24 protein-coding genes and 1 pseudogene are annotated in these 24,809 nt (G+C 34.3%); 12 read left to right on the top strand and 13 right to left on the bottom strand.

All coding sequences use genetic code 11. The features are described from left to right. Positions 1 to 24 precede the first annotated feature (24 nt). A complete protein-coding gene (locus tag BAZ10_RS13795; RefSeq protein WP_078772537.1) occupies positions 25 to 402 on the bottom strand; it encodes an energy transducer TonB in 378 nt (125 codons plus the stop codon). A gap of 17 nt (positions 403 to 419) precedes the next feature. Here BAZ10_RS13795 and BAZ10_RS13790 point away from each other — a divergent pair, with 17 nt between their 5' ends. Beyond that, a complete protein-coding gene (locus BAZ10_RS13790) occupies positions 420 to 791 on the top strand; it encodes a ribosomal maturation YjgA family protein (RefSeq protein ID WP_078772536.1) in 372 nt (123 codons plus the stop codon). A gap of 74 nt (positions 792 to 865) precedes the next feature. Here BAZ10_RS13790 and BAZ10_RS13785 read toward each other — a convergent pair whose 3' ends face one another. Beyond that, complete coding sequence (locus tag BAZ10_RS13785) at positions 866 to 2,080, bottom strand: BaiN/RdsA family NAD(P)/FAD-dependent oxidoreductase (RefSeq protein ID WP_078772535.1); 1,215 nt, start codon at positions 2,078 to 2,080, stop codon at positions 866 to 868. Between the two features lie 119 nt (positions 2,081 to 2,199). Here BAZ10_RS13785 and BAZ10_RS13780 point away from each other — a divergent pair, with 119 nt between their 5' ends. Both BAZ10_RS13780 and thiL read left to right on the top strand, forming a co-directional pair. Next, positions 2,200 to 2,694, top strand: a complete 495-nt coding sequence (locus tag BAZ10_RS13780) for an acyl-CoA thioesterase (protein ID WP_034869905.1) — start codon at positions 2,200 to 2,202, stop codon at positions 2,692 to 2,694. Positions 2,695 to 2,698: 4 nt separating this feature from the next. Then, the gene (gene thiL, locus BAZ10_RS13775) at positions 2,699 to 3,757 is read left to right on the top strand and encodes a thiamine-phosphate kinase (RefSeq protein ID WP_078772534.1); all 1,059 of its coding nucleotides are present in this window, start codon (positions 2,699 to 2,701) and stop codon (positions 3,755 to 3,757) included. 59 nt (positions 3,758 to 3,816) lie between these two features. On the opposite strand, the gene BAZ10_RS13770 is transcribed toward thiL, so the two are convergent. Both BAZ10_RS13770 and pepT read right to left on the bottom strand, forming a co-directional pair. Continuing rightward, on the bottom strand, positions 3,817 to 4,668 hold the full coding sequence (locus BAZ10_RS13770; protein WP_034869902.1) for a UDP-2,3-diacylglucosamine diphosphatase: 852 nt from the start codon (positions 4,666 to 4,668) through the stop codon (positions 3,817 to 3,819). Positions 4,669 to 4,820: 152 nt separating this feature from the next. Beyond that, positions 4,821 to 6,077, bottom strand: a complete 1,257-nt coding sequence (pepT, locus tag BAZ10_RS13765; protein WP_078772533.1) for a peptidase T — start codon at positions 6,075 to 6,077, stop codon at positions 4,821 to 4,823. A gap of 198 nt (positions 6,078 to 6,275) precedes the next feature. On the opposite strand from pepT, the gene BAZ10_RS13760 reads away from it, so the two are divergent. Beyond that, positions 6,276 to 7,124 (top strand): hydroxymethylglutaryl-CoA lyase, encoded by an 849-nt coding sequence (locus BAZ10_RS13760; protein ID WP_078403251.1) that lies wholly within the window; start codon positions 6,276 to 6,278, stop codon positions 7,122 to 7,124. Positions 7,125 to 7,187: 63 nt separating this feature from the next. Further along, entirely contained in the window at positions 7,188 to 7,589 is a 402-nt protein-coding gene (locus tag BAZ10_RS13755) for an OsmC family protein (protein WP_009086503.1), read from the top strand. Positions 7,590 to 7,645: 56 nt separating this feature from the next. Here the strand turns inward: BAZ10_RS13755 and BAZ10_RS13750 are convergent, their stop codons facing one another. From BAZ10_RS13750 to BAZ10_RS13740, 3 genes are all read right to left on the bottom strand, one after another. Next, positions 7,646 to 7,978 (bottom strand): SUF system Fe-S cluster assembly protein, encoded by a 333-nt coding sequence (locus BAZ10_RS13750; RefSeq protein ID WP_009086500.1) that lies wholly within the window; start codon positions 7,976 to 7,978, stop codon positions 7,646 to 7,648. Between the two features lie 19 nt (positions 7,979 to 7,997). Then, entirely contained in the window at positions 7,998 to 8,693 is a 696-nt protein-coding gene (locus BAZ10_RS13745) for a 3'-5' exonuclease (protein WP_078772584.1), read from the bottom strand. 83 nt (positions 8,694 to 8,776) lie between these two features. Further along, positions 8,777 to 9,910, bottom strand: a complete 1,134-nt coding sequence (locus BAZ10_RS13740) for a serine hydrolase domain-containing protein (protein WP_078772532.1) — start codon at positions 9,908 to 9,910, stop codon at positions 8,777 to 8,779. An 82-nt stretch (positions 9,911 to 9,992) separates the two neighbouring features. Here BAZ10_RS13740 and BAZ10_RS13735 point away from each other — a divergent pair, with 82 nt between their 5' ends. The 7 genes and pseudogenes from BAZ10_RS13735 (at position 9,993) to BAZ10_RS13705 (ending at position 18,653) form a co-directional block, all read left to right on the top strand. Further along, positions 9,993 to 10,580 carry a SprT-like domain-containing protein gene (locus BAZ10_RS13735; protein ID WP_078772531.1) on the top strand — a complete coding sequence of 196 codons (588 nt, stop codon included), beginning with the start codon at positions 9,993 to 9,995 and terminating at the stop codon, positions 10,578 to 10,580. Then, positions 10,570 to 11,652 carry a mannose-1-phosphate guanylyltransferase gene (locus BAZ10_RS13730; protein WP_078772530.1) on the top strand — a complete coding sequence of 361 codons (1,083 nt, stop codon included), beginning with the start codon at positions 10,570 to 10,572 and terminating at the stop codon, positions 11,650 to 11,652. Before BAZ10_RS13735 ends, BAZ10_RS13730 begins: the two co-directional genes overlap by 11 nt. 277 nt (positions 11,653 to 11,929) lie before the next feature. Continuing rightward, positions 11,930 to 13,507 carry a helix-turn-helix domain-containing protein gene (locus BAZ10_RS13725; RefSeq protein ID WP_245803818.1) on the top strand — a complete coding sequence of 526 codons (1,578 nt, stop codon included), beginning with the start codon at positions 11,930 to 11,932 and terminating at the stop codon, positions 13,505 to 13,507. Positions 13,508 to 13,615: 108 nt separating this feature from the next. Further along, positions 13,616 to 13,837 (top strand): hypothetical protein, encoded by a 222-nt coding sequence (locus tag BAZ10_RS13720; protein WP_078772528.1) that lies wholly within the window; start codon positions 13,616 to 13,618, stop codon positions 13,835 to 13,837. Positions 13,838 to 13,871: 34 nt separating this feature from the next. Then, on the top strand, positions 13,872 to 15,614 hold the full coding sequence (locus BAZ10_RS13715) for a fibrobacter succinogenes major paralogous domain-containing protein (protein WP_078772527.1): 1,743 nt from the start codon (positions 13,872 to 13,874) through the stop codon (positions 15,612 to 15,614). Positions 15,615 to 15,811: 197 nt separating this feature from the next. Continuing rightward, positions 15,812 to 16,654 (top strand): annotated as a pseudogene (locus tag BAZ10_RS13710) (YifB family Mg chelatase-like AAA ATPase); the annotation flags it as partial. A 46-nt stretch (positions 16,655 to 16,700) separates the two neighbouring features. After that, positions 16,701 to 18,653, top strand: a complete 1,953-nt coding sequence (locus BAZ10_RS13705) for a recombinase family protein (RefSeq protein ID WP_078772525.1) — start codon at positions 16,701 to 16,703, stop codon at positions 18,651 to 18,653. On the opposite strand, the gene BAZ10_RS13700 is transcribed toward BAZ10_RS13705, so the two are convergent. The 6 genes from BAZ10_RS13700 to BAZ10_RS13675 form a co-directional block, all read right to left on the bottom strand. Continuing rightward, complete coding sequence (locus tag BAZ10_RS13700; protein ID WP_078772524.1) at positions 18,625 to 19,224, bottom strand: recombinase family protein; 600 nt, start codon at positions 19,222 to 19,224, stop codon at positions 18,625 to 18,627. The two genes, BAZ10_RS13705 and BAZ10_RS13700, sit on opposite strands and share 29 nt — an antisense overlap. 49 nt (positions 19,225 to 19,273) lie before the next feature. Continuing rightward, positions 19,274 to 19,813: an antirestriction protein ArdA gene (locus tag BAZ10_RS13695; RefSeq protein ID WP_078772523.1), complete on the bottom strand. Its 540-nt coding sequence runs from the start codon at positions 19,811 to 19,813 to the stop codon at positions 19,274 to 19,276. 815 nt (positions 19,814 to 20,628) lie between these two features. Continuing rightward, positions 20,629 to 20,850, bottom strand: coding sequence for a hypothetical protein (locus BAZ10_RS13690; protein WP_165690099.1), 222 nt, complete (start codon positions 20,848 to 20,850; stop codon positions 20,629 to 20,631). 360 nt (positions 20,851 to 21,210) lie between these two features. Next, a complete protein-coding gene (locus tag BAZ10_RS13685; protein ID WP_078772522.1) occupies positions 21,211 to 21,648 on the bottom strand; it encodes a hypothetical protein in 438 nt (145 codons plus the stop codon). Between the two features lie 402 nt (positions 21,649 to 22,050). Next, entirely contained in the window at positions 22,051 to 23,688 is a 1,638-nt protein-coding gene (locus BAZ10_RS13680; RefSeq protein WP_078772521.1) for an FISUMP domain-containing protein, read from the bottom strand. 397 nt (positions 23,689 to 24,085) lie between these two features. Next, positions 24,086 to 24,295: a hypothetical protein gene (locus BAZ10_RS13675; RefSeq protein ID WP_078772520.1), complete on the bottom strand. Its 210-nt coding sequence runs from the start codon at positions 24,293 to 24,295 to the stop codon at positions 24,086 to 24,088. Positions 24,296 to 24,809: the final 514 nt, after the last annotated feature.

Raw genomic sequence — 24,809 nt, 5'->3', positions numbered from 1 at the left:
ATTAGTAATGAAGTAGTTGAAATTTTAATTGTCATTAAACCTAAAAGGTAATCTATAGTTAGCCGCAACAGGTTGGCCATTTACAAGTTTTACTTTTATTTTTGTTCTGATGCGCTTTAAAGTTTTAATTACTTCATCATTAAACTTTTGGTTATCTCCTGCTGCACTAATTCGGGTCATACTTCCGTCTTTCTCAATTGTAAAAGAAAGAACACAGGACAAGTCTCCTTTACCTACAAAATTACGTGTATTAAAAGACTGGCTTAAATCTCTATAGAAAGTGGTGAGATTATCCGGTGATTCTACCTGCCTAGTAGTAACTGTAGGTGTATTTTTTACTTCCTGAGAAAAAGCAAATCCGGAGAATAAAATTGAAAAAAGTAAGATATATTTGTGACTCATAGAACAAATGTAACAAAATGAAATTCAACCTCTATTATTTTATTGCCACAATTATCCTGTTCATCACAGAAGTCCTTATAGCTACTGTTTTCAAAGATTTATTCTTTGTCCGTGCTTATCTGGGGGATGTTCTGGTAACTATTCTGATTTATACATTTGTAAAAAGCTTCCTTAACATCAGTCCCGGAAAACTATTGATCGGTGTTTTCATCTTTTCTGTTTTTATAGAAGTATTACAATACTTCAACATAGCCGATTTATTAGGATTAAAACGTGGAAGTATTGCTTACATTGTTGTAGGCAACAGTTTTAGTTGGATTGATATAATTTGTTATGGCGCTGGCTGTTTAATTGCCTTTGTTATTGAGAAACTAAGATCTAATGCATAACACAAAGGCACTATATTTTATCATAAAACTACATAATGTTTATTGAAAATTCACTTAGTGATTAATCCCAAATATTATTTCGTATTCAGATCCTGCGCAATTAACCATGCTTCGCTCCAGCATGCCTGAAAGTTAAAACCACCAGTAACTGCATCGATATTCAGTACTTCTCCTGCAAGATAAAAATTCGGGTACTTTTTACTCTGCATTGTTTTGAAATCTATTTCCTTCAGGTCTACCCCTCCGGCTGTTACAAACTCATCTTTAAAAGTACTCTTCCCTTTTACCTGCATTTTGTTCTGACAAAGACTTTCTAAAATTAGCTGAACTTCTTTATTACTGATATTCCCTAATTGCTTTTGCGGATCGATGTTGTTAATCTCCAATAAATGGTTCCAGAAACGATTGGTAATATCAAAAATTTTAGACTGCCCTACGCTCTTCTTAGGATTATCTGCTTTAAACTGATTCAGAATATCTTCAGCAATTAAAATATCAATACCCAGGAAGTTAACGATCACATCAAAATTATAATCCATTGCGAATAATTCCCGCGCGCACCATGCAGACAATTTCAGCACAGCTGGCCCGCTCAGTCCCCAGTGGGTAATTAATAATGGTCCACTTTCTTCTTTCCTTAATGCCGGAAGTTTTACCCATGCATTCGGAAACGAAGTTCCCATTAATCCTTCTATACTTTTATTTTTGATATTGAAAGTAAACAATGATGGTACCAGATCTACTATTTTAAAGTCCAAAGGCTTCAGAAGCTGATAAGATTTTGGTGAGCTTCCGGTGCAAAAAACAACCAGATCTGCAATAAATTCTTCAGAAGATGTTGTAATTATCCATTGTTCTTCTTGTTGTTCTATTTTTTTAACGACTTGTTTAGTCGAAACCTTTGTTCCATTTGCAATTACAGCGTCTGCAAGGGCGTTCATTATGCTTAATGAAGAATTACTTTCCGGAAAAATACGGTTATCATCCTCAATTTTTAGTGCAACTCCACGCTCTTCGAACCAGCCCATTGTATCTCCCGGTTGAAACTTTGTGAAAACACTTAATAATTCCTTATTTCCTCTTGGGTAAAAAGAAGTAAGTTCACGAGGATCAAAACAGGCATGGGTAACATTACATCTGCCTCCGCCTGAAATTTTCACTTTTTGCAAAACATCTGAAGCCTGCTCCAGAATATGGATATCATATTTTTCTCCATCCACATTTGCTGCTGTAAAAAAGCCAGCAGCCCCACCTCCGATAATAACAAGTTTTTTCTTTTCCAGATTCATAGTAATACAATGCAAGGCACAAAATTACAATTTTTATAAACCATCATTTATCCTTAATTTTGAAGATTAGATAAAAATCATCAACAAAGTCTTTTTTTCATTAAAAATTCAAAATAAACATGTCTGTATATTATCATAAATTTGAAGTAAGATGGTCGGATATCGATGCCAATCGTCACTTAGCCAACTCATCTTACGTAATGTATTGTGCCCAAACCCGTATGGCCTTTATGAATGCTCATAACATGGGTGTATCCAAGCTGGTTCATTGGGGAATTGGACCTGTAATTTTGAATGAAGAATATTCTTTCTTTAAAGAGATTACGGCAGACCAGACTGTATATGTAAGCCTGGAAATTTCCGGAATGTCTGAAGACAGCTCTATTTATTCTTTCACTCACAAGTTTTATATGCCAGACGGTACTCATTGTGCAACATCTAAAGTTACAGGTGTATGGATTGATATGATGCTCCGTAAAATGACAACTCCACCAGATGATATTCTGGTAAGTTTACTAAAATACAAGACTGATCAAACGGAACTGTTGACCAAGGAAGATTTAAAAAAACTTTCTAACCGTCCGGAAAATATAGATCCATCTGTTTTTAAATAATATTATGTTAGAAGATAAAAAACCTCAACTAACCCCTGTTTCCCAACTTGGAGAATTTGGGCTTATTAAACACCTTACAGAAAACTTTCCATTGGAAAACTCTTCTTCGGAATTAGGTGTGGGAGATGATGCCGCTGTTATAAATCCAGAAGGAAAGAAAGTAGTTGTAACAACAGATATTTTAGCCGAAGGTGTACACTTTAACCTAGGATACGCTCCTCTAAAGCACTTAGGATATAAAGCTGTAGTTGTTAACCTGAGTGATCTTGCAGCAATGAATGCTGTACCTTCTCAGATTCTGGTTTCATTAGCTGCTTCTAACCGTTTCCCGGTAGAAGCTTTTGAAGAGTTGTATACCGGTATTGCTTTGGCATGCCAGCATTACCATGTAGATCTTATAGGCGGAGATACCACAAGTTCCAATGCCGGACTTGTAATGAGTATTACCGCAATAGGTTTACAGGACGAACAGAAAATTGTTAAAAGATCCGGAGCCAAACCAAATGACCTTTTGGTTGTAACCGGAGATCTTGGTGGTGCCTATATGGGATTACAAATTCTGGAAAGAGAACATGCTGTTTATTTGGCAAATCCGGATATGCAACCTGAAATGGAGGGCTATGATTATATTCTTCAGCGTCAGCTGAAACCTGAGGCCCGTACAGATATAAGAACAACTCTGGAAGAAATGGATATTGTACCAACTTCTATGATTGATATATCGGATGGCCTTGCTTCTGAAATTCTTCATCTTTCAGATCAGTCTAAGGTAGGATTCCATCTGTATGAAGAAAAGATCCCTATGGATACACAGATGATTAATACTGCTGAGGAACTTAATTTTAATCCGGTAATTGCTGCACTTAATGGTGGAGAAGATTACGAATTATTATTTACCATCAGTCCGGATAGCTATGATAAAATAAAGAACCATCCCGATTTCACTATTATCGGTCACGCTGTAGATGCAAATCAGGGCAACTATATGGTTGCAAGAGGTTCTAACGAACTTATAAAACTTACCGCTCAGGGATGGGATGCCTTCCTGAACAAAGGAGAATAACTACAATTAATATAACAGTGTAGCAATTTATTGTTACACTGTTATATTACTATATTATCCTATATAAATCTTCCCTTTTTATTTCCTAAGAATGCCGCAATTTGGCTTGGTCGGATAAGTTCATCTATATTGATTCCGATATCTTCTTTTGATATAACCGGCTCTTTGTAATTCTTTTCGTCGAATTTATAAAGACTCCATTCGCCATTATGATATTCAAGAGCTGTCAGATTTTCTATCCAGTCTCCTGAATTTAGATATCTTACACTTCCTTTCTCTGTTTCTATCATTTTGTCTACAGGCTGGTGAATATGTCCGCAGATCACAATATCATACTTGTTTTCTATAGCCAGCTCTGCAGCTGTCTGTTCGAAATCTGCAATAAACTTTATCGCCTCCTTAACGCTATTCTTTACTCTTTTGGATAATGAAATCTTTGATTTGCCAAATAAGCTGAAAGTATAATTAATTGCCCGATTCAGCAGAATAAGGAGATCATAACCTTTTCCGCCAAGTTTGGCCATAAATTTTGCATAGCCTTTTGTTGTATTATCGAACACATCTCCGTGAAAAACCCAATGTTTTTTTCCGTCCAGTTCAAATAATAGCTTGTCTGTCAGCCATATTTCTCCCATTTGAGTATCGGAATACCTGCGCAGAAACTCATCGTGATTTCCTGTGATATAGACAATCTTCGTCCCTTCCTTCAATAATCGAAAGAATTCGTTTATAACTTCCATGTGAGATGCCGGAAAATATCTTTTTGAGAATGCCCAACCATCTATAATATCACCATTAAGTATCAGTAACCGAGGCTTTATGGTTTTTAAATAAGAAATTAACTCTTTTGCATGACAACCATAAGTTCCCAAATGCACATCTGAAATAATAACAACTTCACTGTTTCTCATTGTAACAGGGTTTTGACAAAATTAAAAACCTGAAACATATTTATGATTAAGGAATTATTAATACTTCTTTACGTTTTAGTTAATAAAAGAGAATAAAAGGTTCTTTTGAAAAAGAAAAATTCAAAAAAATAGCGGGCAATTACCCGCTATTCTTATTTTTCTGCTACTAACTGTACAAGATGTAAAATAACTTCTGTTGCCTTAGACATCGACTGCAACGGAACATATTCATATGGTCCGTGGAAGTTATGACCTCCGGCAAAAATATTAGGACAAGGCAATCCCATATAAGATAACTTTGCACCATCTGTTCCACCTCTAATCGCTTTTATATTTGGTGTAACTCCTGATATCTTCATGGCCTCCTCAGCGAAATCAATGATGTACATTTTATCTTCAATATGTTTACGCATATTCAGATATTGCTCTTTAATCTCTACTTCAGCGGTTCCTTCTCCATGTTTCTGGTTGAATTCCGCAACCTTCTGTTTTAAGAATTCGTTACGCTGCTCGTATTTAGTATCATCGTGATCACGGATAATATATTGTAGTTTAGCTTCTGAAACATCAGCTTTAACATCTGTTAAATGAAAGAACCCTTCATAACTACGTGTTGTTGCCGGAGTTTCATTCGCCGGAAGACTCTGGATAAACTCAGCAGCCAATAAACCAGCATTTACCATTTTACCGTAAGAATAACCAGGGTGCACACTTAATCCATGAATCTTTACTACTGCTCCGGAAGCATTAAAGTTTTCATACTCCAATTCTCCGATCTCTCCGCCATCCATTGTATAAGCCCACTCTGCATTGAAATGTGCAACGTTGAATTTATCAGCACCACGTCCTATTTCTTCATCTGGTGTAAAACCAATAGAAATACGGCCATGTTTAATCTCAGGGTTTGCAATCAGATATTCAGCTGCTGTTACAATCTCAGCAATACCAGCTTTATCATCCGCACTTAAAAGAGAAGTACCATCTGTTGTGATAATAGTTTTTCCTTTATAATTTGCCAGCTCTTTGAATTTAGTTGAAGAAAGTGTAAATCCTGTTTCTTTATTCAATAACAAATCTCCGCCATCATAATTTTCCCATACAATTGGTTTAATACCCTTACCATTAAAGTCTGGTGAAGAATCGAAGTGAGATACAAAACCAATCTGAGGAACTTCCTTATCTAAGGTAGAAGGAACAAAACCATAAACATATCCATTTTCGTCTTTGGAAACATCTTCCAGGCCAATTCTTTGTAATTCCTCATAAAGATAATTAACCATATCCCATTGTTGTTCCGTACTTGGTGTCTTTTCACTTTCCGGATCACTTGTTGAATATATTTTCACATAGGTCAAAAATCTTTCTAAAAGTTTTTCTTCCCATTCCTTATTCAATTCTACTTTATTCATTCTACTATTTTTTATTTTGCCTCTTCCGGCAACTGTTATTACATTCTGTGAAAGCCTCTTTTATCCTATTAACTTACAGATTCTTTGAGGTTTTCATACTTTTTGTTTGTGTTGAACAAATTTATATATTTATAGAACGAATGACAAATTTTATGAAGCCCTTGTTTTTCAGGGTTTTCCTAATAAAAGTTTTAGAATATGTTTATAACAGAATGCCCCAGAGATGCTATGCAAGGCTGGCCGGAACTTATTCCGACCAATAAGAAGATCGATTACATGAACAGCCTGATGGATGTCGGGTATGATATTCTGGACTGTGGCAGCTTTGTAAATCCCCGAATGGTTCCACAGATGGCAGATAGCGGTGAAGTTGTAGATAACATTGACAAAAGCCGCTCCAGCACCAAACTTTCTGTTGTTATTGCTAATTTCAGAGGCGCCGAAAAAGCTTTGGAACATGAAAAGATAGATTATCTTGGTTTCCCTTTTTCTATCTCAGAAACCTTCCAACACAGAAATACAAATAAAAGCAGAGAAGAAGCTTTTACAGAAGTACAGCGAATCTTTGATCTGACCAAAAGTAAAAACAAAGACCTTATTTTATATTTCTCTATGGCTTTCGGTAATCCTTACGGAGAAATGTGGAAATGGCAGGATGTGGAAGAATGGGCACAGCGTTTTAGCGATATGGGAGTAAAAACAGTGATGCTATCTGATACTACCGGTGTTTCAGACGCTGAAACAATTGCTCTTCTATTTTCCAAAATTCCGCCTTTGTTTCCGGATATAGAATTCGGAGCTCATTTTCACAATCGATATGAAGATTCCTATAAAAAACTAAAAGCAGCTTATGATAACGGATGTAGACGTTTTGACACTGCAATTAAAGGAATTGGAGGATGTCCTATGGCTAAAGATGAGCTTGTCGGAAATATGCCTACAGAACAGCTCATTAATTTCCTTCAGATCGAAAAAATTGATAACAGGCTTAACCTGTTAAACTTTGAAAGTTCTTACAATCAGGCAAAAGATATCTTTCATTTTTAATGTAAAACTGTAAATCGTATAGCCACTTAGAAAGATATATGATTTCAATAAATCTATAAAAATATGACATCAGCAATAAAATATATAGGCCAGCTTAGATGCGAATCTCAGCATTTGCAATCCGGAAGCATCGTTATTACAGATGCTCCGACAGATAACCACGGACAAGGTGCTGCATTCTCTCCCACGGATCTTTGTGCAACTTCATTAGGACAATGTATGCTTACTACCATTGCTATTCTGGGAAAAGGTAAGAATATAGATATAGAAGGTGCAACCTGTGATATTACAAAAGTAATGAACCCGGCTCCACGTAAGATTGCAGAGATTATATGTGATCTGAAATTCCCAACGAATTACAGCGACGAGGAAAAGCAGTTTATTGAACAAACGGCACTAAATTGTCCTGTTGCACTAAGCCTTCACCCGGATGTTAAGAAAACAGTAAGCTTCACTTACGGATAAAAATAAAAGAGCCTTCATGAAGGCTCTTTCTATATATAAAAATAGTTTATTACGGACTATAACATCCCAAGTTCAAATCGAGCTTCTTCACTCATCATATCTTTTGTCCAGGTAGGTTCGAATGTTAATTCTACCGAAGCTTTTGTCACTCCTTTTACGATACCTACTTTTTGTTCTACTTCCAGCGGAAGAGTATCCGCTACCGGGCAGTTAGGTGCTGTTAGTGTCATCAGTACTTTTACTTCTCCTGTTTCGCTAATCTGCACATCATAAATAAGCCCCAGTTCATAAATATCTACCGGAATTTCCGGGTCAAAAATAGTCTTCAGAACTCTTATGATATTATCTCCGATTTCTGCTATAAATTCGTCTGTATAAGGTGTCTCCATTATAAATTGTCTCCTGTTTTTAGTCTTCACGCTGCAACAAATCTTCTTGCCGCATCTTCCTGAAAACGTTGCACAAAGTTAAGACATCTTTTTCACAATACACACGAATACGTTCTAAGTCTTTTTCTATATAATAAATTGATGCGACCATAGATCCGTCTATATCATCTTTAGGTGTAGGAACACCAAATATATGTGCCAGCAACTCTAATGAAACAAAATTTTTCCAGTCTCCGAATTTCCAGAGTTCCATGGTATCGATATGTGGAATTTCCCACGGTTTCTTACCAAACATTTGTAACGGAACCGGGGGCTGTATCTGATTAATCAGCATTCTTCTGGAGATATAAGGGAAATCGAATTCTTTTCCGTTATGTGCACACAGTACAACCTGATTCATTCGCGGGTTATTAAACATTTCCCCAAACTCTTCCAGCAACTTCTTTTCGTCGTGTCCACTAAATGAATGAATTTTCAGCTTTCCGGACTTTGCCAACATTCCCACAGAAATACAGACAATCTTACCAAATTCAGCCATTATCCCGCCTCTGTCTTCATAAAATTCATCGGCTGAAACATCTTCTTTTCTTTGAAACCGTGTTTTCTTATCCCATAATTTCTGCGTTGCCTCATCCAGATCGGACCAGTTACCCGCCTGTGGAACTGTTTCAATATCTAAAAACAGGATTTTTTCAAAAGGAATATTCTGAATCATATTGTATAATTTTTCCGCCATCATGAAACCCATAAACTGAATAACGCGACTGCTATAAGTATGCAATTTAACAAAATATAAATTTACTTCCCGAATAAGGCCACTGCTTCATTTACAAACATCTCAACTTCTTCAGGTCGTTCTTTAGAATCTTTGGCTTCATCTCTGGAAGAGCCTGTTCTCACAACGATCATATTATAATCAGGAATACAAATCACATACTGCCCGTATAATCCCCGCAAATAATAATGCTTGATTTTTGCATCATTATTCACCCAAATCCCATTACCATAGGATTCCTGTGACAATTTTGTTCCGGTAATCATTTTTTTTACAAATTCCAGACTCAGAAGCTGCTGTCCATTATACATGCCGTTATTGAGAAGTAATTGCCCCAATTTTGCAAAATCTCTTGATGCTGCATTGATACAGCAATAGGTTTTCTCCATCCCATTCTCTCTGTCAAGATTCCAGAAAGCGGGGTACTCCATTCCTAATGGTTTCCAAAGCTTTTCGGAAGCATAACTACTCAAGCTCTCTCCTATTGCTTTACGAACCGCAAAACCTAAAAGCTGTGTGGTACCACTTTGGTATTCAAACTGAGTTCCGGATACCGCTTTAAATTTTCTTTTCAGCATAAAATCCGCAAGATCATCCCCATAATAAGCTTTTGCATTTGGTTTAAACGGATTTGCATAATTTTCGTCCCAATCCAACCCACTTTCCATTGCCGAAAGATTGCCGAGTGTACAATCTTTACCGTTTGGGTCTTTAGCAAATCCATGATAAAAATAGGATAATTTAGTAGCTGTACTTTCTATTTTTTTGTCCTGAATTGCACATCCTAAAAGCATAACGGTGACACTTTTAGCCATAGAAAAAGAATTAGTTCTGGATGCTTGATTATTTCCTTGCCAATAGTTTTCACTTAAAAGCTTCCCTTCCTTAATAACAAGAAAAGAAACGCTTTTGGTTTTATTGAGATGTGATATAAGGTTCTGCGAAAGGGGTCTCCGATTATAATCTTCTGCCTTCTCCCAGGGGGAAGCATTCCCATTTTCAATAATATTGGATGAAAAATCCTGACCATCAAAAATATGCGCTCCGGTCTTTCCTTTAAGATAAGTTTTCCTTACTGCTGTAAAGAGATATCCATAACCCAATACAAAACAAATTATAAGAAGAAGAATTACAATACCTACAATTATACTCAGCATATTTTCTGTCGTTGTTTCTTACAAATGTATTAAATAAAGGTATTGATTTTATTGAAAAATTTAAGACCTTTGTTTGAAAGTCATGAGTCTGCAAGTCTTACAAAAATACCTTCCGGAAGGATCCGTTTTCTTTATCGAAAAATGGCTGAAACCTTATTCCTGCCATATCAGGATAACAAAGAAGCGACACTCGAAGCTTGGAGATTATCGTTACCGCTCTGGCGAAACCCAGCAAATATCAATTAACGGAGATCTGGAACCACAGCTCTTTTTCTTTGTATTAACACACGAAATTGCACACCTCATTACATTTTCTGCAGACAGAAAAATATTACCACATGGTAAAGAATGGAAAACGTGCTATCGTAACCTTTTACTGGAGAGTCTGAATATTTATAAAGAAGATTTCCGGCCAATGGTAATGGCTTTTTCTAAAACGCCAAAAGCAAACTATATGGCAACGCCGGAAATAGTTCGTTATTTTAGTAAAAATACGACTGAGGATTTTATTGAAGATCTGGATCCTGGCCATATTTTTGAATATCAAAATCAGACTTTTGAGATCCTCGAAGTAAGGAAAAAACGCTATATTTGCAAAAACCTGCATTCGGGAAGAAAATATTTATTCCGAACCTGTGTTCAGGTTAAAAAATTGACTCATGATGATTGAAAACAGATATTGTGTAATAATGGCAGGGGGTGTAGGCAGTAGATTCTGGCCTATCAGTACATCCAAGTTTCCAAAGCAATTTCAGGATATATTAGGGGTAGGACGTACCATGATTCAACAAACTTATGACAGGATCAGCAAAATTGTTCCTGTTGAAAATATTTTTGTTATTACCAGCAGCGAGCATGTTAACGTAGTCCAAAATCAGTTACCAGAATTAAAACCTGAAAATATTGTTGGCGAGCCAGTAATGAAGAATACTGCGGCATGTAATATTTTTATGGGGATGAAAATTGCGGAAATTAACCCGAATGCTGTAATAACAGTCCTTCCTTCAGATCATCTTATTTTAAAAGAAGACGTTTTCTTAAACACCGTAGAACTTGCTTTTGAAGAGGCAAATACAAATCATACACTTGTAACGATTGGTATACAACCAACGCGTCCGGAAACAGGTTACGGATACATTCAGTTTTTGGAGAAAAAAGGGCAAAATGTGTTCAAAGTGAAAACCTTTACCGAAAAACCTACCCTAGAAGTAGCCAAAACACTTATTGAATCTGGTGATTTCCTTTGGAACGCCGGGATATTTGTTTGGAATGTTCAGGATATTCTGAAGGCATTTCAGGAAAACCTTCCTGAAATGTATCAGCAATTTACAGAATGTGAATACAACAATGAGTCTGAAAAAACCTGTATAGAAACCATTTATCCAAAGGTTCAGAAAATCTCCATTGACAATGGTATTCTGGAAAAGACAAAAAATGTAACTGTAATCCCAGCTGATTTAGGCTGGTCCGATTTGGGTACATGGACATCAGTATTTGAAAATGCTGAAAAGAATGAACATAACAATGCTGAAAATTCTAAATATGTATTGTCTTATGCTTCTACAGGTAATATCATACATATTAAAAATAAAAATAAGGCTGTTATCATAGACGGATTAAACGATTATATTGTTGTAGACACTGATAAAGCATTACTAATTTGCCCGCGAAGTCACGATCAGGAAATCAAAGATTATGTAATCGATCTGAAAACAACAAAAAAGGGGGATAAATTCATCTAATTATATTTTTATTTTTCTTTGATTAGCCCAAAGCGCTACAAAATTTATCTTTCTACGGCGTTTTTCTGCAATATACATTAAGATATAGCCAAACATACAACAGGGAATTTCACCCTGTTATTTTTATTTTTCAGAAATTCCGTCAAATTATGACCTGTTTTCTGGAATTAAGTCCTCCTTTTTTTACAATATTCCAGAAAACTGTCCAACATTTAATGCAAATAACACTGCATTAGAGAAAGCTTCTTCCTTTCTTTGTTTTTACACAAACAAAGGAATGATGATAAAATATTTTTACGCTCTGGTGCTATTTTCTGCGCTCACATTTGCTCAAACAACAGACAGCTTCAATATCTCCGGATCTATCCGAAAGCTCTACTATTTAGACACTAATTCCCACTCCTCTTCACCACAAACAGATCAGGAAAAAATATTAACATATATGCAAATGGCAGATTCTATGTACAAACAGATAAGATATACCGAAGCCATTAAGCTTTATGAGCAGGCCGATTATTATGCAATAAAGAATCAGCGTAACAAAGAGCGTTTTGTCATTAATTATTTCCTAAGTGAGATATACCAAAATATAGGTTTTTCTAATAAAGCCAATGAATATTGGAGAATCGCATATTCATATTTCAACTCTCTTGACAGGATAGATTCTTATATAATGACGAACATGTATAAGGCCCGAAGAATGGAACATAGTAACCAGTTTTATTTAGCCATTTTATACCATCAGGAAAACATAGGCTTGATAAAGAAAAAATATTTAAGCCTTTCTGAGTCAAAATCTCCTATTTTTCAGGAAAAAATTGATCTCGCTTTGGAGCATAATATCATTGCTTATGATTATTTAAAAAACAATAATCTCTATGAGGCTAAAAAAAATTTTGAAAAGACTGAATCCTATTTAAAGAATATAAATATCTCCACTCACTATCAAACGCCATATTACGATCTCTGCAAAGCGATAATAGCAACAAAAGAAAATAAAAGAGAGGAAGCGCGGAAGTGGTTTGATTCTGCGGAAAAAATTGCAGAAAAGAAAGGTTACCAGGTATTAGCTAAGCGAATTGCTGAAGAAAAGATTATTAGCAAAATTGAACAATTAGATGATCACAGTTCAAAAAACTTTAAAGAGTTTTTCAAAAAAATCTTAACCGAAATTCAGAAGGTAAATGAACTGGAGATTGAGCGGGAAGAAAAGAAAGTTACCGATCAGAATAGCCAGATAGATCACTGGAAAAGCTTTTTTATTCTGCTAACCGCTATTTTAACCTTATATATTATTATAAAGGACAAAAAAATATATAAAAAAAGATCTCCAAATCATACAGAAAACGTCGGAATTATCTTCACTAAAGAAGTAAAGCATATACCTGAAAATGACATACTGCCTCCAGAAAACTTTAGTTTTATAAATCTCAATTACGAGAATATTACACGGACATCTACTCTTATTTCTGAAGCTAAAGAATCCGAGCTTTTAGAAAAACTGAACCAATTTGAAACCGGAACCGATTTTATGGCAAAAAACTTTACTCTTTCAAATCTTGCCTCAATTCTTGATACCAACACAAAGTACGTACACTATCTCCTGAAGGCTCACCGAAATAAAAATTTCAACGATTATATTAATGGACTGAAAATAAAATATATTGTCCACTGCCTCTGTAAAGAACCTAAATTTCAGAATTATAAAATCAGTTATCTGGCCGATATAGGTGGCTTTTCTTCACAAAGCAGATTTGCTTACATCTTCAAAAAAGAAGTTGGACTCTCCCCTTCCGAGTTTATAAGAACATTAAAAAGAAAAAACAAAACCCCACAAAGCACTGATAAACAATAGATTAAAATTTAAATAAAAGCAATTTTCCAGAATTCTGCTTTTACAATACTAACAGCCAAGCCTGTCATCATTCTAATTTTACAGCATAAAACATTAAAAATCAGAGTGATGAAAAAAGAGAAAAACAAAGAGGTCTTACCTGAGACTTATGCTTCCGGCAAAAAGACATACACTCCACCTGTATTAGAAGTCATTTTAATAGAGATGGAACATGGTTTTGCCGCAACATCAGCCACCTTAAACCCAGGAGATGCAGGCTCTCCCAATACACCACAGATCGAAGACTGGAACGATGGCGGAAGTCTGGGCGGTAAAGATTTTGACTTATAATTAATAAAGCTCATTAATCAGGTAAAACACAATTATGGATACATCTATACACAAAAATTTTATTAAGACAACGAATTCTTTTATTCTTACAGGAACCTTATTGCTCAGCTTCGTCTCCTGTTCATCAAGAGATGAGGAAACCAAAATTCCGGATGGAAATGCCGGAATGCAAGGAACATTTATAAGCTTTAACATTGCTGGTATCGAGGAAGAGGAAAATATAACGAACCTCGCTACTGCATCTGTAAAAAATACAGGGAAATCTTCGTTGACTTCAATTGCTTCTGAAAAAGTAATTTCAACAGAAAATTTCGATGCCCTAATCAGCGCTGAAGGTCAAATTACAGCCAATAAATCACAAGGATTATCTGCATCTCTCAAACCTTCATATACAGGAGCTATAGCTGCAGTAACCAACACTCCTATGATAACAGGTACAAAATATCGCTTGTTAATTTATGATGCTGCTAGCAATACACTTATAAAAAATGTAGATGCAACCTCAGGAACAAATCCAAACATTCAGGTAGATGCAGGAAAACAATACAAATGGTATATCATCTCTACTAATGACAATTCAACACCATCAGTAAATACTTCTACGGGAATTGTTTCTGCAGCTTCACTGGCCAATAAAGATGTATTATGGAACCACGGAGTTATAGATGCACAATATGGTCAAAACAATATGAGTATTGTACTTAAACGTAACACAGCACGTATACAATTAGACTTGGATACAAGAGGAATGTTTGGAACCGTCAATAATACAACCTCCGTAGAGGTTGGAACAGGTACCGGATCTGCTTTTTCCAGCATAATTAAAACAGGAGATCTGAATGTTCTTACCGGACAATATTCTAATCTTCAAAATGTATCTGCAGTTACAGGAGGCAATATGATCAACAAAGCTGGCGCCGGTGGTGCAGCCGGAGCTACAAAAACAGCAACTTTCTATACTGTAAGTTCTATATCCGTACCTGCAAATAATCTAAGAATAAGACTGAATCAGCTGGATCTTAATATGGATGACAACAGCACACGAAGCTTTAGCAACAGTATCGTTCCATATAGCAATATTCCGGTTACGCCTGCTTTAGGAAACCGTTATACACTTAATGTACGCCTGATAGAGTCAGGTGTTAGATTAAAAGGATTATTATGGGCGCGTACAAACTTAATCTATTCCTCTCAAGCCGATAAATACCGTTTCCGACCGGATAATGAATATTCTCAGCCGGATAAAGATACAGAATATTGGAACTGGATGGCAGCAACACCAACAGGTTCTTCATCTGACAATACTGATGCGTGTTCTAAAGTTTACCCTGAAGGAATGTGGCGTATGCCTACCAGTACTGAGTTCAGTAATCTGGGACAACCTGATGACAAAAAAGAAAATTATGGATTATTCTTAGGTGCAAATTTTAGCGCCGTGTATAATCTGGATGCAGGAAATAATTTAAATACATCTTTCCCTACAAATTCTCAAAAGCTTTTTCTTTCTTTTTATGGATACCGTTCTTCTCCCGGATTTTTAGGAGGGACAAGTGTAACAGATTCTCCTGGAGGAATTTTTCTGGGAGCCCTGGGTGGAGGTGGTGCATATTATTGGTCTTCGACTTCTGCTAACACCAACAATGCCAATTATTGGTATATGAGCTATTCCAGATTTGCATGGTTTGTAGGCTGGAGTAATGCAGAAGTGAGGTCCGGAGCAAAAACAGAGGGTCGTATGGTCCGTTGTGTAAGAACTACGTCAACTCCAAATACTTAAATAGAAAATAAGTTTAACAACTTCATCATTTGTTTGTAAATGGCGGATAATTCTGAAGCAAAAAAGGTTATCCGCCTTTATTAATTAAACAAGATGATTTAAATTAATTTTTTAAACCAAATAAACACAAATATAAAACACAATTCTATATATTAATTTATTTTTTATATCTTTCACTAACAAATGATTGAAAATATATGTTAGTGAAAGTTTATGGAAGTGCCATACATGGTATCTCCGCCCGTTGTATTACCGTGGAAGTCAATATCGATAAAGGTGTTGGCTATTATCTTGTTGGCCTACCGGATAATGCCATTAAAGAAAGCAGTCACAGAATTTCTGCTGCTTTAAAAAATGTTGGATATAAACTCCCCGGAAGAAAAATCACCATTAATATGGCACCTGCCGATCTTCGCAAAGAAGGCTCTGCCTATGATCTCACAATTGCTATTGGTATATTAGCCGCAAACAATTCTATAAAAGCCGAAAATCTCGATAAATATATTATCATGGGAGAATTATCTCTGGACGGAGGCTTACAACCTCTGAAAGGAATTCTTCCAATTGCCCTTCAGGCAGCTGAAGAGGGCTTCAAGGGGATCATTTTACCTAAACAAAATGCACAGGAAGCTGCTATTACAAATAAGCTGGACGTCTATGGTATTACTAATATTAAGGAGGTTATAGATTTCTTCGACCTGGGTAAACCTTTACCCAAAACAGAATTCGACGTTCAGAAAGAATTCGAACAAAAGACTGATAATTTTAGTTCGGATTTTAGTGAAGTAAAAGGACAGGAAATGGCGAAAAGAGCTTTAGAAATAGCCGCCGCAGGAGGACATAACATTATATTAATCGGTCCCCCCGGAAGCGGAAAGACCATGCTTGCTAAAAGACTTCCCGGAATATTGCCTCCTCTGAATTTAAAAGAAGCTCTGGAAACAACAAAAATACATTCCGTTGCCGGAAAAATAGAGAATGATGCTTCACTAATTACAGTAAGACCTTTTCGAAATCCTCATCACACAATTTCAGATGTTATTGTATAGAATGTAACCATTTTATAGATTTGCATAAACTTATTATATGTTAGGTATTTATGCAAGAATTTCCAAAGAGAAAGAAGAAGGAAAAGATAGATCTATTAATGATCAGGTTTTATCTGGAAAAGAATTAGCAGTCAATCTCGGCCTAAATTATGAAATTTATATTGATGAAGGCTTATCTGGTACCCTCGATGTAGAAGAAAGACCTGGACTAATGCAACTCATTGAGGATATTCTCAATAAGAAGATCACTCATGTCTTTGCTTATGATCAATCAAGACTAGAAAGGAATAAAGATGTATGGTCAAAACTTTACTCAATTTTTCAAGACAAAAAGATAAAATTATCATTTAAAGATGTACCTGAATTTGATTTCGAAAGTGATGAAAACTACTTATTTTCACATATTACGTCATTAATGAATAACTTTTATACAAAAGTTGCAAGTAGAAAAATAAAAGGAGTGCTTACGCGTAATATCCAAGAAGGAAAAGCTCATGCAATTCCTCCTTACGGCTATACAAAAGATAATGATGGCTACCTTATTATTGATGAAAATGAAGAAAATATTGTCAAACAAATATATAAATCATCATTAAATGGTATTGGAGTTGATTCCATTGCATATGCCCTAAATGAGGCAAGTGTTCCCACTCGATACAATAAAATAAATACTGGAACATATACTGTTAGAAATAAATATACTGGAGAAGAAAAGAAACTGGAAAAAAGTAAAACTAAATGGAGAGGAGGTACTATTAGAAATATTATAATCAATCCTATTTACAAAGGCACAAGAATATGGAAAGGACAAAGTTACAATGTTCCATCAATTATTTCTGCTGAACACTGGGAGGAGGTAAATTCCAACCTCTCTAAAAATGCAAACAATAGTGGTAAAAAGGTTATTCACAGGTATTTACTAAAAGGATTACTTAGTTGTGGCAAATGTGGAAGAAACATGGTTGGAAGAAGTAGGATTAATAAAAAGGATCACTACTATCAATGCTCCTCTAAGCGCTATAAAGGAGAGAGTTGTGGTAATAAGAGTATAAACATTGATAAAATAGAAGGTATTATATGGGCACGCTTTTTCAAGGGAAACGACTTATTGAATTTATTACAAAAGGATCTTATTAAAGATGATAACAAAATAGAACTTTTGAATAAGGATTTACAAAGACTTCGAAAAAAAATAGAGACAGAGAAAAAAGAAAAAACCAATTTGATTAATGCTGTTGCAAAAGGACTATTCATCGATGAAGAGATTATGTCCAGAAAAAACCAAATCGATAGTAAAATTAAAGAAACTGAAATCCTAATAAATGACATTGAAAGCCAAATTTATAACGCTCACAATAGTGATAAACTAGTAAGTAATTATATTAGCGAATTCGAGCATTACACAACTGACCTATCCTTTTTGCAAAAAAAAGAGATTATAAATAAATATATCAAATCAATATCTGTTCTATCACACAACCCCAATAATATAAGTATTTATACATTGATAATTAAATTTAAAATTAATTTAAAGGATGAAAGCTATATATATGAAAAGCAAAGTAACCTCTTGATGTCATACTCAGATTGGACTATTATTGATTCAAAATTTTTCAATCCAAAATCTACAAAATTCATTTCAACAGAAGATATAAGCATAATAAGAAGAACCTACATTGATCCAACAACAAATACAGTATCTACACCTCCCTATAATATTACCGATGATGGTATGATATATTTTCATATGAATAGTATAATTCCTTACTATACTTTTCCAAAAAATACTATTGTATGGACAAAAGAGAGTATATGTGAATTTTATGAAAAGTATCCACATCTTTTCTGTAAAGAATCTGGTGTAAGTATAATGTCAAAAGATGAAACTCAGGAATATTATAAGGAAATGGTAAGTGACTATCAAAAATTCAAAGATAAGCCTTTGATAGAATGGTTAGAATTTATTGAAAACCGTTCAAAATCTTCTTAACCTTTTGCACAGTTCCTAAACTAACATTACACAGTTTTGCTATATCTCTCAAAGATTGACCTCTTTTTAGATACTTGACCACTTCTTTGTATTTTGCTAGAACTTGCTCATCCGATTCTTTCGATCCTTTTACCCTGCCTTTGTAAACTCCTTTGGCAATAGCAATCTTAATACCTTCCTTTTGTCTTTCCAGCATTGTCTCACGTTCCATCTCTGCAATATTAGCCATTACTGAAATAATCAATTTAAAGGCTGAATTAGGCTTATTATTGACTAAACTTTCAATACCGAGGTTATCTACCTTTAAAGTGACTTTCTTCTCATTTAACAGCTCTAATGTGGCTAATATGTCAAATAGATTTCTCCCTAACCTATCAATTGAATGAACACTGATATACTTTATTGAATCAGTCTCTATATCTTGGATTAACCTGTTTCCCTGCTCCCGCTCTTTAAAAGGAATAGCCCCACTCACAATGTCTATGTAAAGCTTTTCATTTGGGTGGTTCTTTTCTAATTGCCTTTCTGTATTTTGATTTCCTGTTGAAACCCTGATATATCTAGCTTTCATTTTTAATATGGTATGAAAGCACCTCTTTTGTTGAGGTGCTAATTATTAGTTAAATATTTCTAAAGTAGTTGTTGTTACTAGTGCAATAATCATACATTACATTTCTTGCAGTACTTTCCCAATCAATACAAATGTACGATGGTAGATTTTGAGGTACATCTCCCGTCTCTTCTAATAGTAGCTGGACAAAAGTCTCATCATCTGAATATTCACCCACATAACAGTCGTTAATTCGGTCTATAACCTCGTTTAAATCACTTATTCCGAAGCAATTGATAAAAGATTCAATCACTTCTAAATCATAGCTGGAATCTTCTATTTGACCCATTATATCATAGATAGTATTTGAGATATGAGATTCACTGATTAATCCTAGAGACTGAATAAAAGAAGGGCATTCATAATCCTGAAACATAAATTCTGGATCATCCTCATCATTGTGAAGTTCTTTCATAGCCTCTAGCAATTCGTCATAATCTGAATAGTCAGACAGACTTAACCAATTACCAAATAGGCTTCCCTCATTATACTTTTTGTAAGTTCCCACATAGATACTGAATGTATCTAAACAATTTTGTAAATTTGTCATGTTGATAAATTTTAATTAGCATTGAACGTTTATTAACTCTTTGCCCTGTCGTGTTCCCGCACTTCAGGGCTTTTTCATACTGCTAATGTACGAAAATAAAATAATTGTACCAAATTTAGAGTATATATGTTTGATACATTTTTATCTTTTTATTTAGGTTTTATCAACAAGAATAAGTGTATTAAGTTTAGACCATGATCTAAAATAAATACATCTCAAAAAAATAAAAAGTCAAATTTTCTTTTATGAAACTTGACTAAGAATTAATTTTATAAAATTTACTATTATCTGGCAGGGGGTACCACCAAAACTGGAAATAATACAGGGGGGATGAATCTATATAGGTGTACTATTTACATATTAAATTCATAAAAAGACCCCATTACATTCATACCCTAATAAATACACTTTATAATAGTATTGAAATGGGTACTTTTTAGTATATGTATAACTTTATGATTTTATTCCAGTATAATTAATTGCTTATTGTTTATGGTGTAACATAAGAACTGGGAGATAACAATACTGAAATAAGAATACAAAGAATGACTTTATACCAGAGCAAGCTTTATGTCAAATTAACCTATATATAATACAGTCACCACTTATTAGGTAAAAAGATTCAGGTGTAGAAGTAGTGTATTAGCGTGTATCATCTATACTAACGTTTCCCTCTCTAATAAAAAACGGGCAATTCTCACTAAATTAATAAAATCTGTTTGCTAGAGAGAATCACCCGTAAAACTGCTAATGTTTTATAATGAAACAAAACAATGATGAGAATATTATTAACAATTTTTATAAAGAAGAAGATTTTAGATACGTATAATAGATGAGAGAAAAAAGTATGTTTTTAAATTCATGGTTTTTACTCGTCCATCCTTTCCAAATATCAGTAATAAGGCGATTTTCTTTCCCCACCAACTCTTTTTCATATCATAGAACCAGTAATTATCTGGATAGTAATTAAATCCTTCTCCAAGCTTCTGGACAACTTCATTTTTAGTTTTCCCTACCAGATTATTATACTTTACCATATTTATTTGAACCACCAACCAATTAAATTCTGTTTGAATATTACTAGATTTTAGAAAAAAGTAGGCGGAGTGCCGCCTACTTGGCTATTTATACAAATAGCTTCACACAAACACACTTCGATGAAAAATGTATCGTTAAGATTAACTAGCTAATCTTTAATTCTTTAAGAAAGGTTTTCTTATCTTCACTGGTGAGATTATGTTTAACTCTCTTTGAAAAATCATATAGAATTTCTTAAACTTACCCTTGATAGTATTCTACTTATATACAATAGTACTATCTAATTTAGGTCATCTTTTTTACATTGAAGAAATAGCATAAAGATGATCGAAAATAAAGTATTTTTTTATGCGATAAACTTATCTACCCCTATACAAATAAGATTCAGCTGGGATAAAGAAAGATTTGGAGTTTTGAATAAAACTATAAGCATCTTCATTATGACTCAAAACCCCATTAGCTATCAAATTACCTCTTTGATCAAAAAACTGAAGATTTGCTATATTTCCATCCACATTTCCATCTACGGAAAGCAAACCAGAATCATTTCCATTGCCAGTAGTATTTCTGGAAGTTCCAGAAATATGATTTCCAGACTGAGATAAATTCATGGTAAAGTTACTTGCACGGTTCACATCACCTTGATTAGAGTACTTCCCACTGAAATTCTCGGCTTGTTGACCGCTTCCATAGTTGGGATAGTTATTAGGTTGATACGTAGAAAGCATTGCATCGCATGAAGTCAACATTAGCGCTATCGCTGATAGGCTAAATAAAATTAAAGCATTTTTTTTCATAATAATCGATATTTATTGTTTTGGGTAATTATATTTAATTCACAATAATGCCTCTTTTCAGTAATACAGCTAACGGGGCATCTGGGTTTATGAGTATCATTTCTAATAGAGGAAGTAAATTATTTGCTTAACAAGAGCTCCAGTAGCAGCAACCGTAAACGCTACTATAATTACTGTAGATTTTATTTTTTCACTTTGCTTTTATTCTTAGTACAATGTTTTACTTTGTCATATTTACACCAGAATATGATTCCTGTCAATAACAATAAAAAAACAATTATCCTAAAGAGAACAACTTTATCTTCGTTTTTTAATATTAAAAGACTATTTATGTCTGCCCCATTTAAATTCATGAAAATTAGTTTCTTTATTACGAGAATATTTTGTTTAAAATAATAGAATCTATTCTGCAATACAGCGAACGGAAATACCGATATTCATTTCTCTAGCACTCCCAAACATAATATCTTTGTTAAAACCTAAAAAGTGATACCTACCAGGTGATCCACTAGAACTCCAATAGTAGCCTCCATTACCTCTTTGTTTTAAATCTCCATACAAGCCATCACGATAACCAGCAGTAGGGAGCATTAATGTGCGAATCTTTGAAGAAGTTCTAAAGTAAATAGCTGTAGTATAATTTGTATTATCATTAATCCAAGAACCGATTCTCTCAAGATTATCAAGTATATTTGTATTATATACAAGATCCATCCATTGATTATCAGTGGGCACTCTATACCCAGATGGACATGGGTCATTTGCTGTTTTATTAGTATCACTCCAGGAACCAACAGGCTTTAGTGTGGAATTCCAACCTGATATTGATCCAGAATTACTTTGATCATCTGATTGAGAAATATATCTACCTGCTTCTCCAGTTTGAGCTCCCCACTGATATTTTGCTCCATGATTACCCGCTTCTGGACTAAATGGGTCAATTCCTTCTGTAGCTCCTAAGTTTTGGCACATAAATTCTTTCCATTGGGTATCATTTGGCCCAAAATAAGCCCCACATTTTCTTAAATTTATAGTCAGTTTGCTTTTATATTCAGGTGTTATTTTGAAAATATTAGGTAAATCTATGGTCTTATTAACTGTACCACTTACAGTTAAGTTTGCCGAAAATAGCCCTGTTAGACTTCCTCCAGTATCTGCATTGATTAATACTGGATTAGCAGTTGCAGTAGTAGTTGGAAATGAACCTGAAAAATTTAACCGCTCTGTACTCTCATAGGTTCTTGACATAGTCCCATTAGATAATGATAAAACACCCTGAGGATGGTGAGGCCTTAGATCTGCCCAACTGATTTCACTAATATTGCCTATATAAGAGTTTATTACAGTCGTAATTTGACTTAGCTTATGTCTTAGCTTTATATCAACTTTATTATTAGGGTTATTTCCATCAGGTATAAAACCTTCTGTTTTCTGATACATCAAATCTTTGTTGTTATCATCATAATCAATCTGTGCCTGACTAAGATTTGTCATTTCTCCTGTGCTTATTTCTGGCAATGCTGAAGTACTACCATAAGAATAAGCAATAATTGTATAAGCTTTTCCGCTATCTAACATTAATGGCTGAGCCTGTTCTCCAACAGTGTAGTCCTGATGTGCCTGATAGCTATTATCATCCTGTTTGTAGGCTATAATCCGAAATTTCATACCTGCCCCTATCTGATCTCCAGCTACTAAAGCAGAGGATTCAGCTGATGTATTACCAGATTTTTTAGCATCATTGTTTGAAGGAGCTAATTCTGCTTCAAAAAACAGACTTGGCGTAATCATTTTACTTTGACGCTGAACATTACCATTTACTGGTAAACCCATTTCTTTTAAATTAGCCTGATTTGAAGATTTACCTGAAGCATAATCAGAACCCAATAGATTAATCTTTACGGCTGCTATTCCTCCTACCACAACAATATTATCATGTTCTGCACTACGACAGGAGCTAATAGAGAACAGGTTGGATAGCATAGCAATACTAAAGCTTATATGTTTTATGCTTTTGTTGATGTTTATGTTTTTTTTCATAATAGCTGAATTACAATGTTTTTACCTTAGCGCTTGAATATCACCAAATTTTAGAAAAAGAAGGCGGCTAGCCGCCTTCTTAGCTATTTGTACAAATAGCTTCACACCACACATTTCGATGAAAAATGTATCGTTAAGATTAACTAGTTAATCTTTAATTCTTTAAGAAAGTCCTCGCTCCTAGTAAATTAATATTTACAGCAGCTATTCCGCCACTTCTTCCAGAACCGATTAAAGTATTATCCTGATCTGTATCTGCACTTCGACAAGATGATAATGATAAGAATATTAATGATGTAATCACTAATATAAAACTCGTAATAATAGTTTTGTATCTGTTATGTAATATTTTCATTGTAAAATGTGTGAGTGTGTAATAATTGTTATTAAGAATCTCTTAGAAGGGAGTATCTATTATAGTATCATCACTACCTCCCCAATCTGTATCTACAGCACTAGCATTACCACTTACATCAACACCTACATTTACAGATGCAGAACCTGCCGCAATTGCTTGTTCCATTTCAATGAATACAACTTCCAATACAGGAGATGTGTATTCTCTTTTAATCTCTAATTTTGTCTCTTCTTCTTTTGATTTTCTCATTTTGTTTGTGTGTAATTAATAATTATTGGCATAACACATTTAATCATATTGATATATAGCGTGTTAAAATTCGAGTGCAAATTTGAAGACAAAACGAAGAAAATAAAAGAAACAGGATTAATGATTTCGGAATTATAAAACAGTTAGTATTTGTATCTTAACATCTTATTTTACAAATAAAAACAACTGATAACCAATAAATTATTTATTCAATACAAATATGCTACATGGTAATTTATAAGCCATATTCTTATAGATTATTTGAGATTTTGTTCTTAAGATCTGCCAATATCAGAATGAATCTAATCAAGAAGTAATAAACTTATTATTTATTCCCAAATATTGAATTTGGATAAGTGCAGTAGATTATGAAGTATAATTCTTAAAATTCCAGTTTATAAAAGGTTTCTACTCTATACTGTGAGTGCTATAATTCTGAAATATTTAACTCTCACAGTTGTACGGAAGTAAATGGATTGATAATATTGCTATCAGTTAATAAATGATCTGATTA

The sequence above is a fragment of the Elizabethkingia occulta genome, from assembly GCF_002023715.1.
In the GTDB taxonomy this organism is placed as follows: Bacteria; Bacteroidota; Bacteroidia; order Flavobacteriales; family Weeksellaceae; genus Elizabethkingia; species Elizabethkingia occulta.
The sequence above is the reverse complement of the archived record's forward strand: the minus strand, read 5'-3'. Positions and strand labels throughout refer to the sequence as shown.

Bases quoted from the DNA above. Each gene is read 5' to 3' on its own strand.
- BAZ10_RS13795 (WP_078772537.1), bottom strand. From the start codon at position 402: ATGAGTCACAAATATATCTTACTTTTTTCAATTTTATTCTCCGGATTT.
- BAZ10_RS13790 (WP_078772536.1), top strand. From the start codon at position 420: ATGAAATTCAACCTCTATTATTTTATTGCCACAATTATCCTGTTCATC.
- BAZ10_RS13785 (WP_078772535.1), bottom strand. From the start codon at position 2,080: ATGAATCTGGAAAAGAAAAAACTTGTTATTATCGGAGGTGGGGCTGCT.
- BAZ10_RS13780 (WP_034869905.1), top strand. From the start codon at position 2,200: ATGTCTGTATATTATCATAAATTTGAAGTAAGATGGTCGGATATCGAT.
- thiL (WP_078772534.1), top strand. From the start codon at position 2,699: ATGTTAGAAGATAAAAAACCTCAACTAACCCCTGTTTCCCAACTTGGA.
- BAZ10_RS13770 (WP_034869902.1), bottom strand. From the start codon at position 4,668: ATGAGAAACAGTGAAGTTGTTATTATTTCAGATGTGCATTTGGGAACT.
- pepT (WP_078772533.1), bottom strand. From the start codon at position 6,077: ATGAATAAAGTAGAATTGAATAAGGAATGGGAAGAAAAACTTTTAGAA.
- BAZ10_RS13760 (WP_078403251.1), top strand. From the start codon at position 6,276: ATGTTTATAACAGAATGCCCCAGAGATGCTATGCAAGGCTGGCCGGAA.
- BAZ10_RS13755 (WP_009086503.1), top strand. From the start codon at position 7,188: ATGACATCAGCAATAAAATATATAGGCCAGCTTAGATGCGAATCTCAG.
- BAZ10_RS13750 (WP_009086500.1), bottom strand. From the start codon at position 7,978: ATGGAGACACCTTATACAGACGAATTTATAGCAGAAATCGGAGATAAT.
- BAZ10_RS13745 (WP_078772584.1), bottom strand. From the start codon at position 8,693: ATGATTCAGAATATTCCTTTTGAAAAAATCCTGTTTTTAGATATTGAA.
- BAZ10_RS13740 (WP_078772532.1), bottom strand. From the start codon at position 9,910: ATGCTGAGTATAATTGTAGGTATTGTAATTCTTCTTCTTATAATTTGT.
- BAZ10_RS13735 (WP_078772531.1), top strand. From the start codon at position 9,993: ATGAGTCTGCAAGTCTTACAAAAATACCTTCCGGAAGGATCCGTTTTC.
- BAZ10_RS13730 (WP_078772530.1), top strand. From the start codon at position 10,570: ATGATGATTGAAAACAGATATTGTGTAATAATGGCAGGGGGTGTAGGC.
- BAZ10_RS13725 (WP_245803818.1), top strand. From the start codon at position 11,930: ATGATGATAAAATATTTTTACGCTCTGGTGCTATTTTCTGCGCTCACA.
- BAZ10_RS13720 (WP_078772528.1), top strand. From the start codon at position 13,616: ATGAAAAAAGAGAAAAACAAAGAGGTCTTACCTGAGACTTATGCTTCC.
- BAZ10_RS13715 (WP_078772527.1), top strand. From the start codon at position 13,872: ATGGATACATCTATACACAAAAATTTTATTAAGACAACGAATTCTTTT.
- BAZ10_RS13705 (WP_078772525.1), top strand. From the start codon at position 16,701: ATGTTAGGTATTTATGCAAGAATTTCCAAAGAGAAAGAAGAAGGAAAA.
- BAZ10_RS13700 (WP_078772524.1), bottom strand. From the start codon at position 19,224: ATGAAAGCTAGATATATCAGGGTTTCAACAGGAAATCAAAATACAGAA.
- BAZ10_RS13695 (WP_078772523.1), bottom strand. From the start codon at position 19,813: ATGACAAATTTACAAAATTGTTTAGATACATTCAGTATCTATGTGGGA.
- BAZ10_RS13690 (WP_165690099.1), bottom strand. From the start codon at position 20,850: ATGGTAAAGTATAATAATCTGGTAGGGAAAACTAAAAATGAAGTTGTC.
- BAZ10_RS13685 (WP_078772522.1), bottom strand. From the start codon at position 21,648: ATGAAAAAAAATGCTTTAATTTTATTTAGCCTATCAGCGATAGCGCTA.
- BAZ10_RS13680 (WP_078772521.1), bottom strand. From the start codon at position 23,688: ATGAAAAAAAACATAAACATCAACAAAAGCATAAAACATATAAGCTTT.
- BAZ10_RS13675 (WP_078772520.1), bottom strand. From the start codon at position 24,295: ATGAGAAAATCAAAAGAAGAAGAGACAAAATTAGAGATTAAAAGAGAA.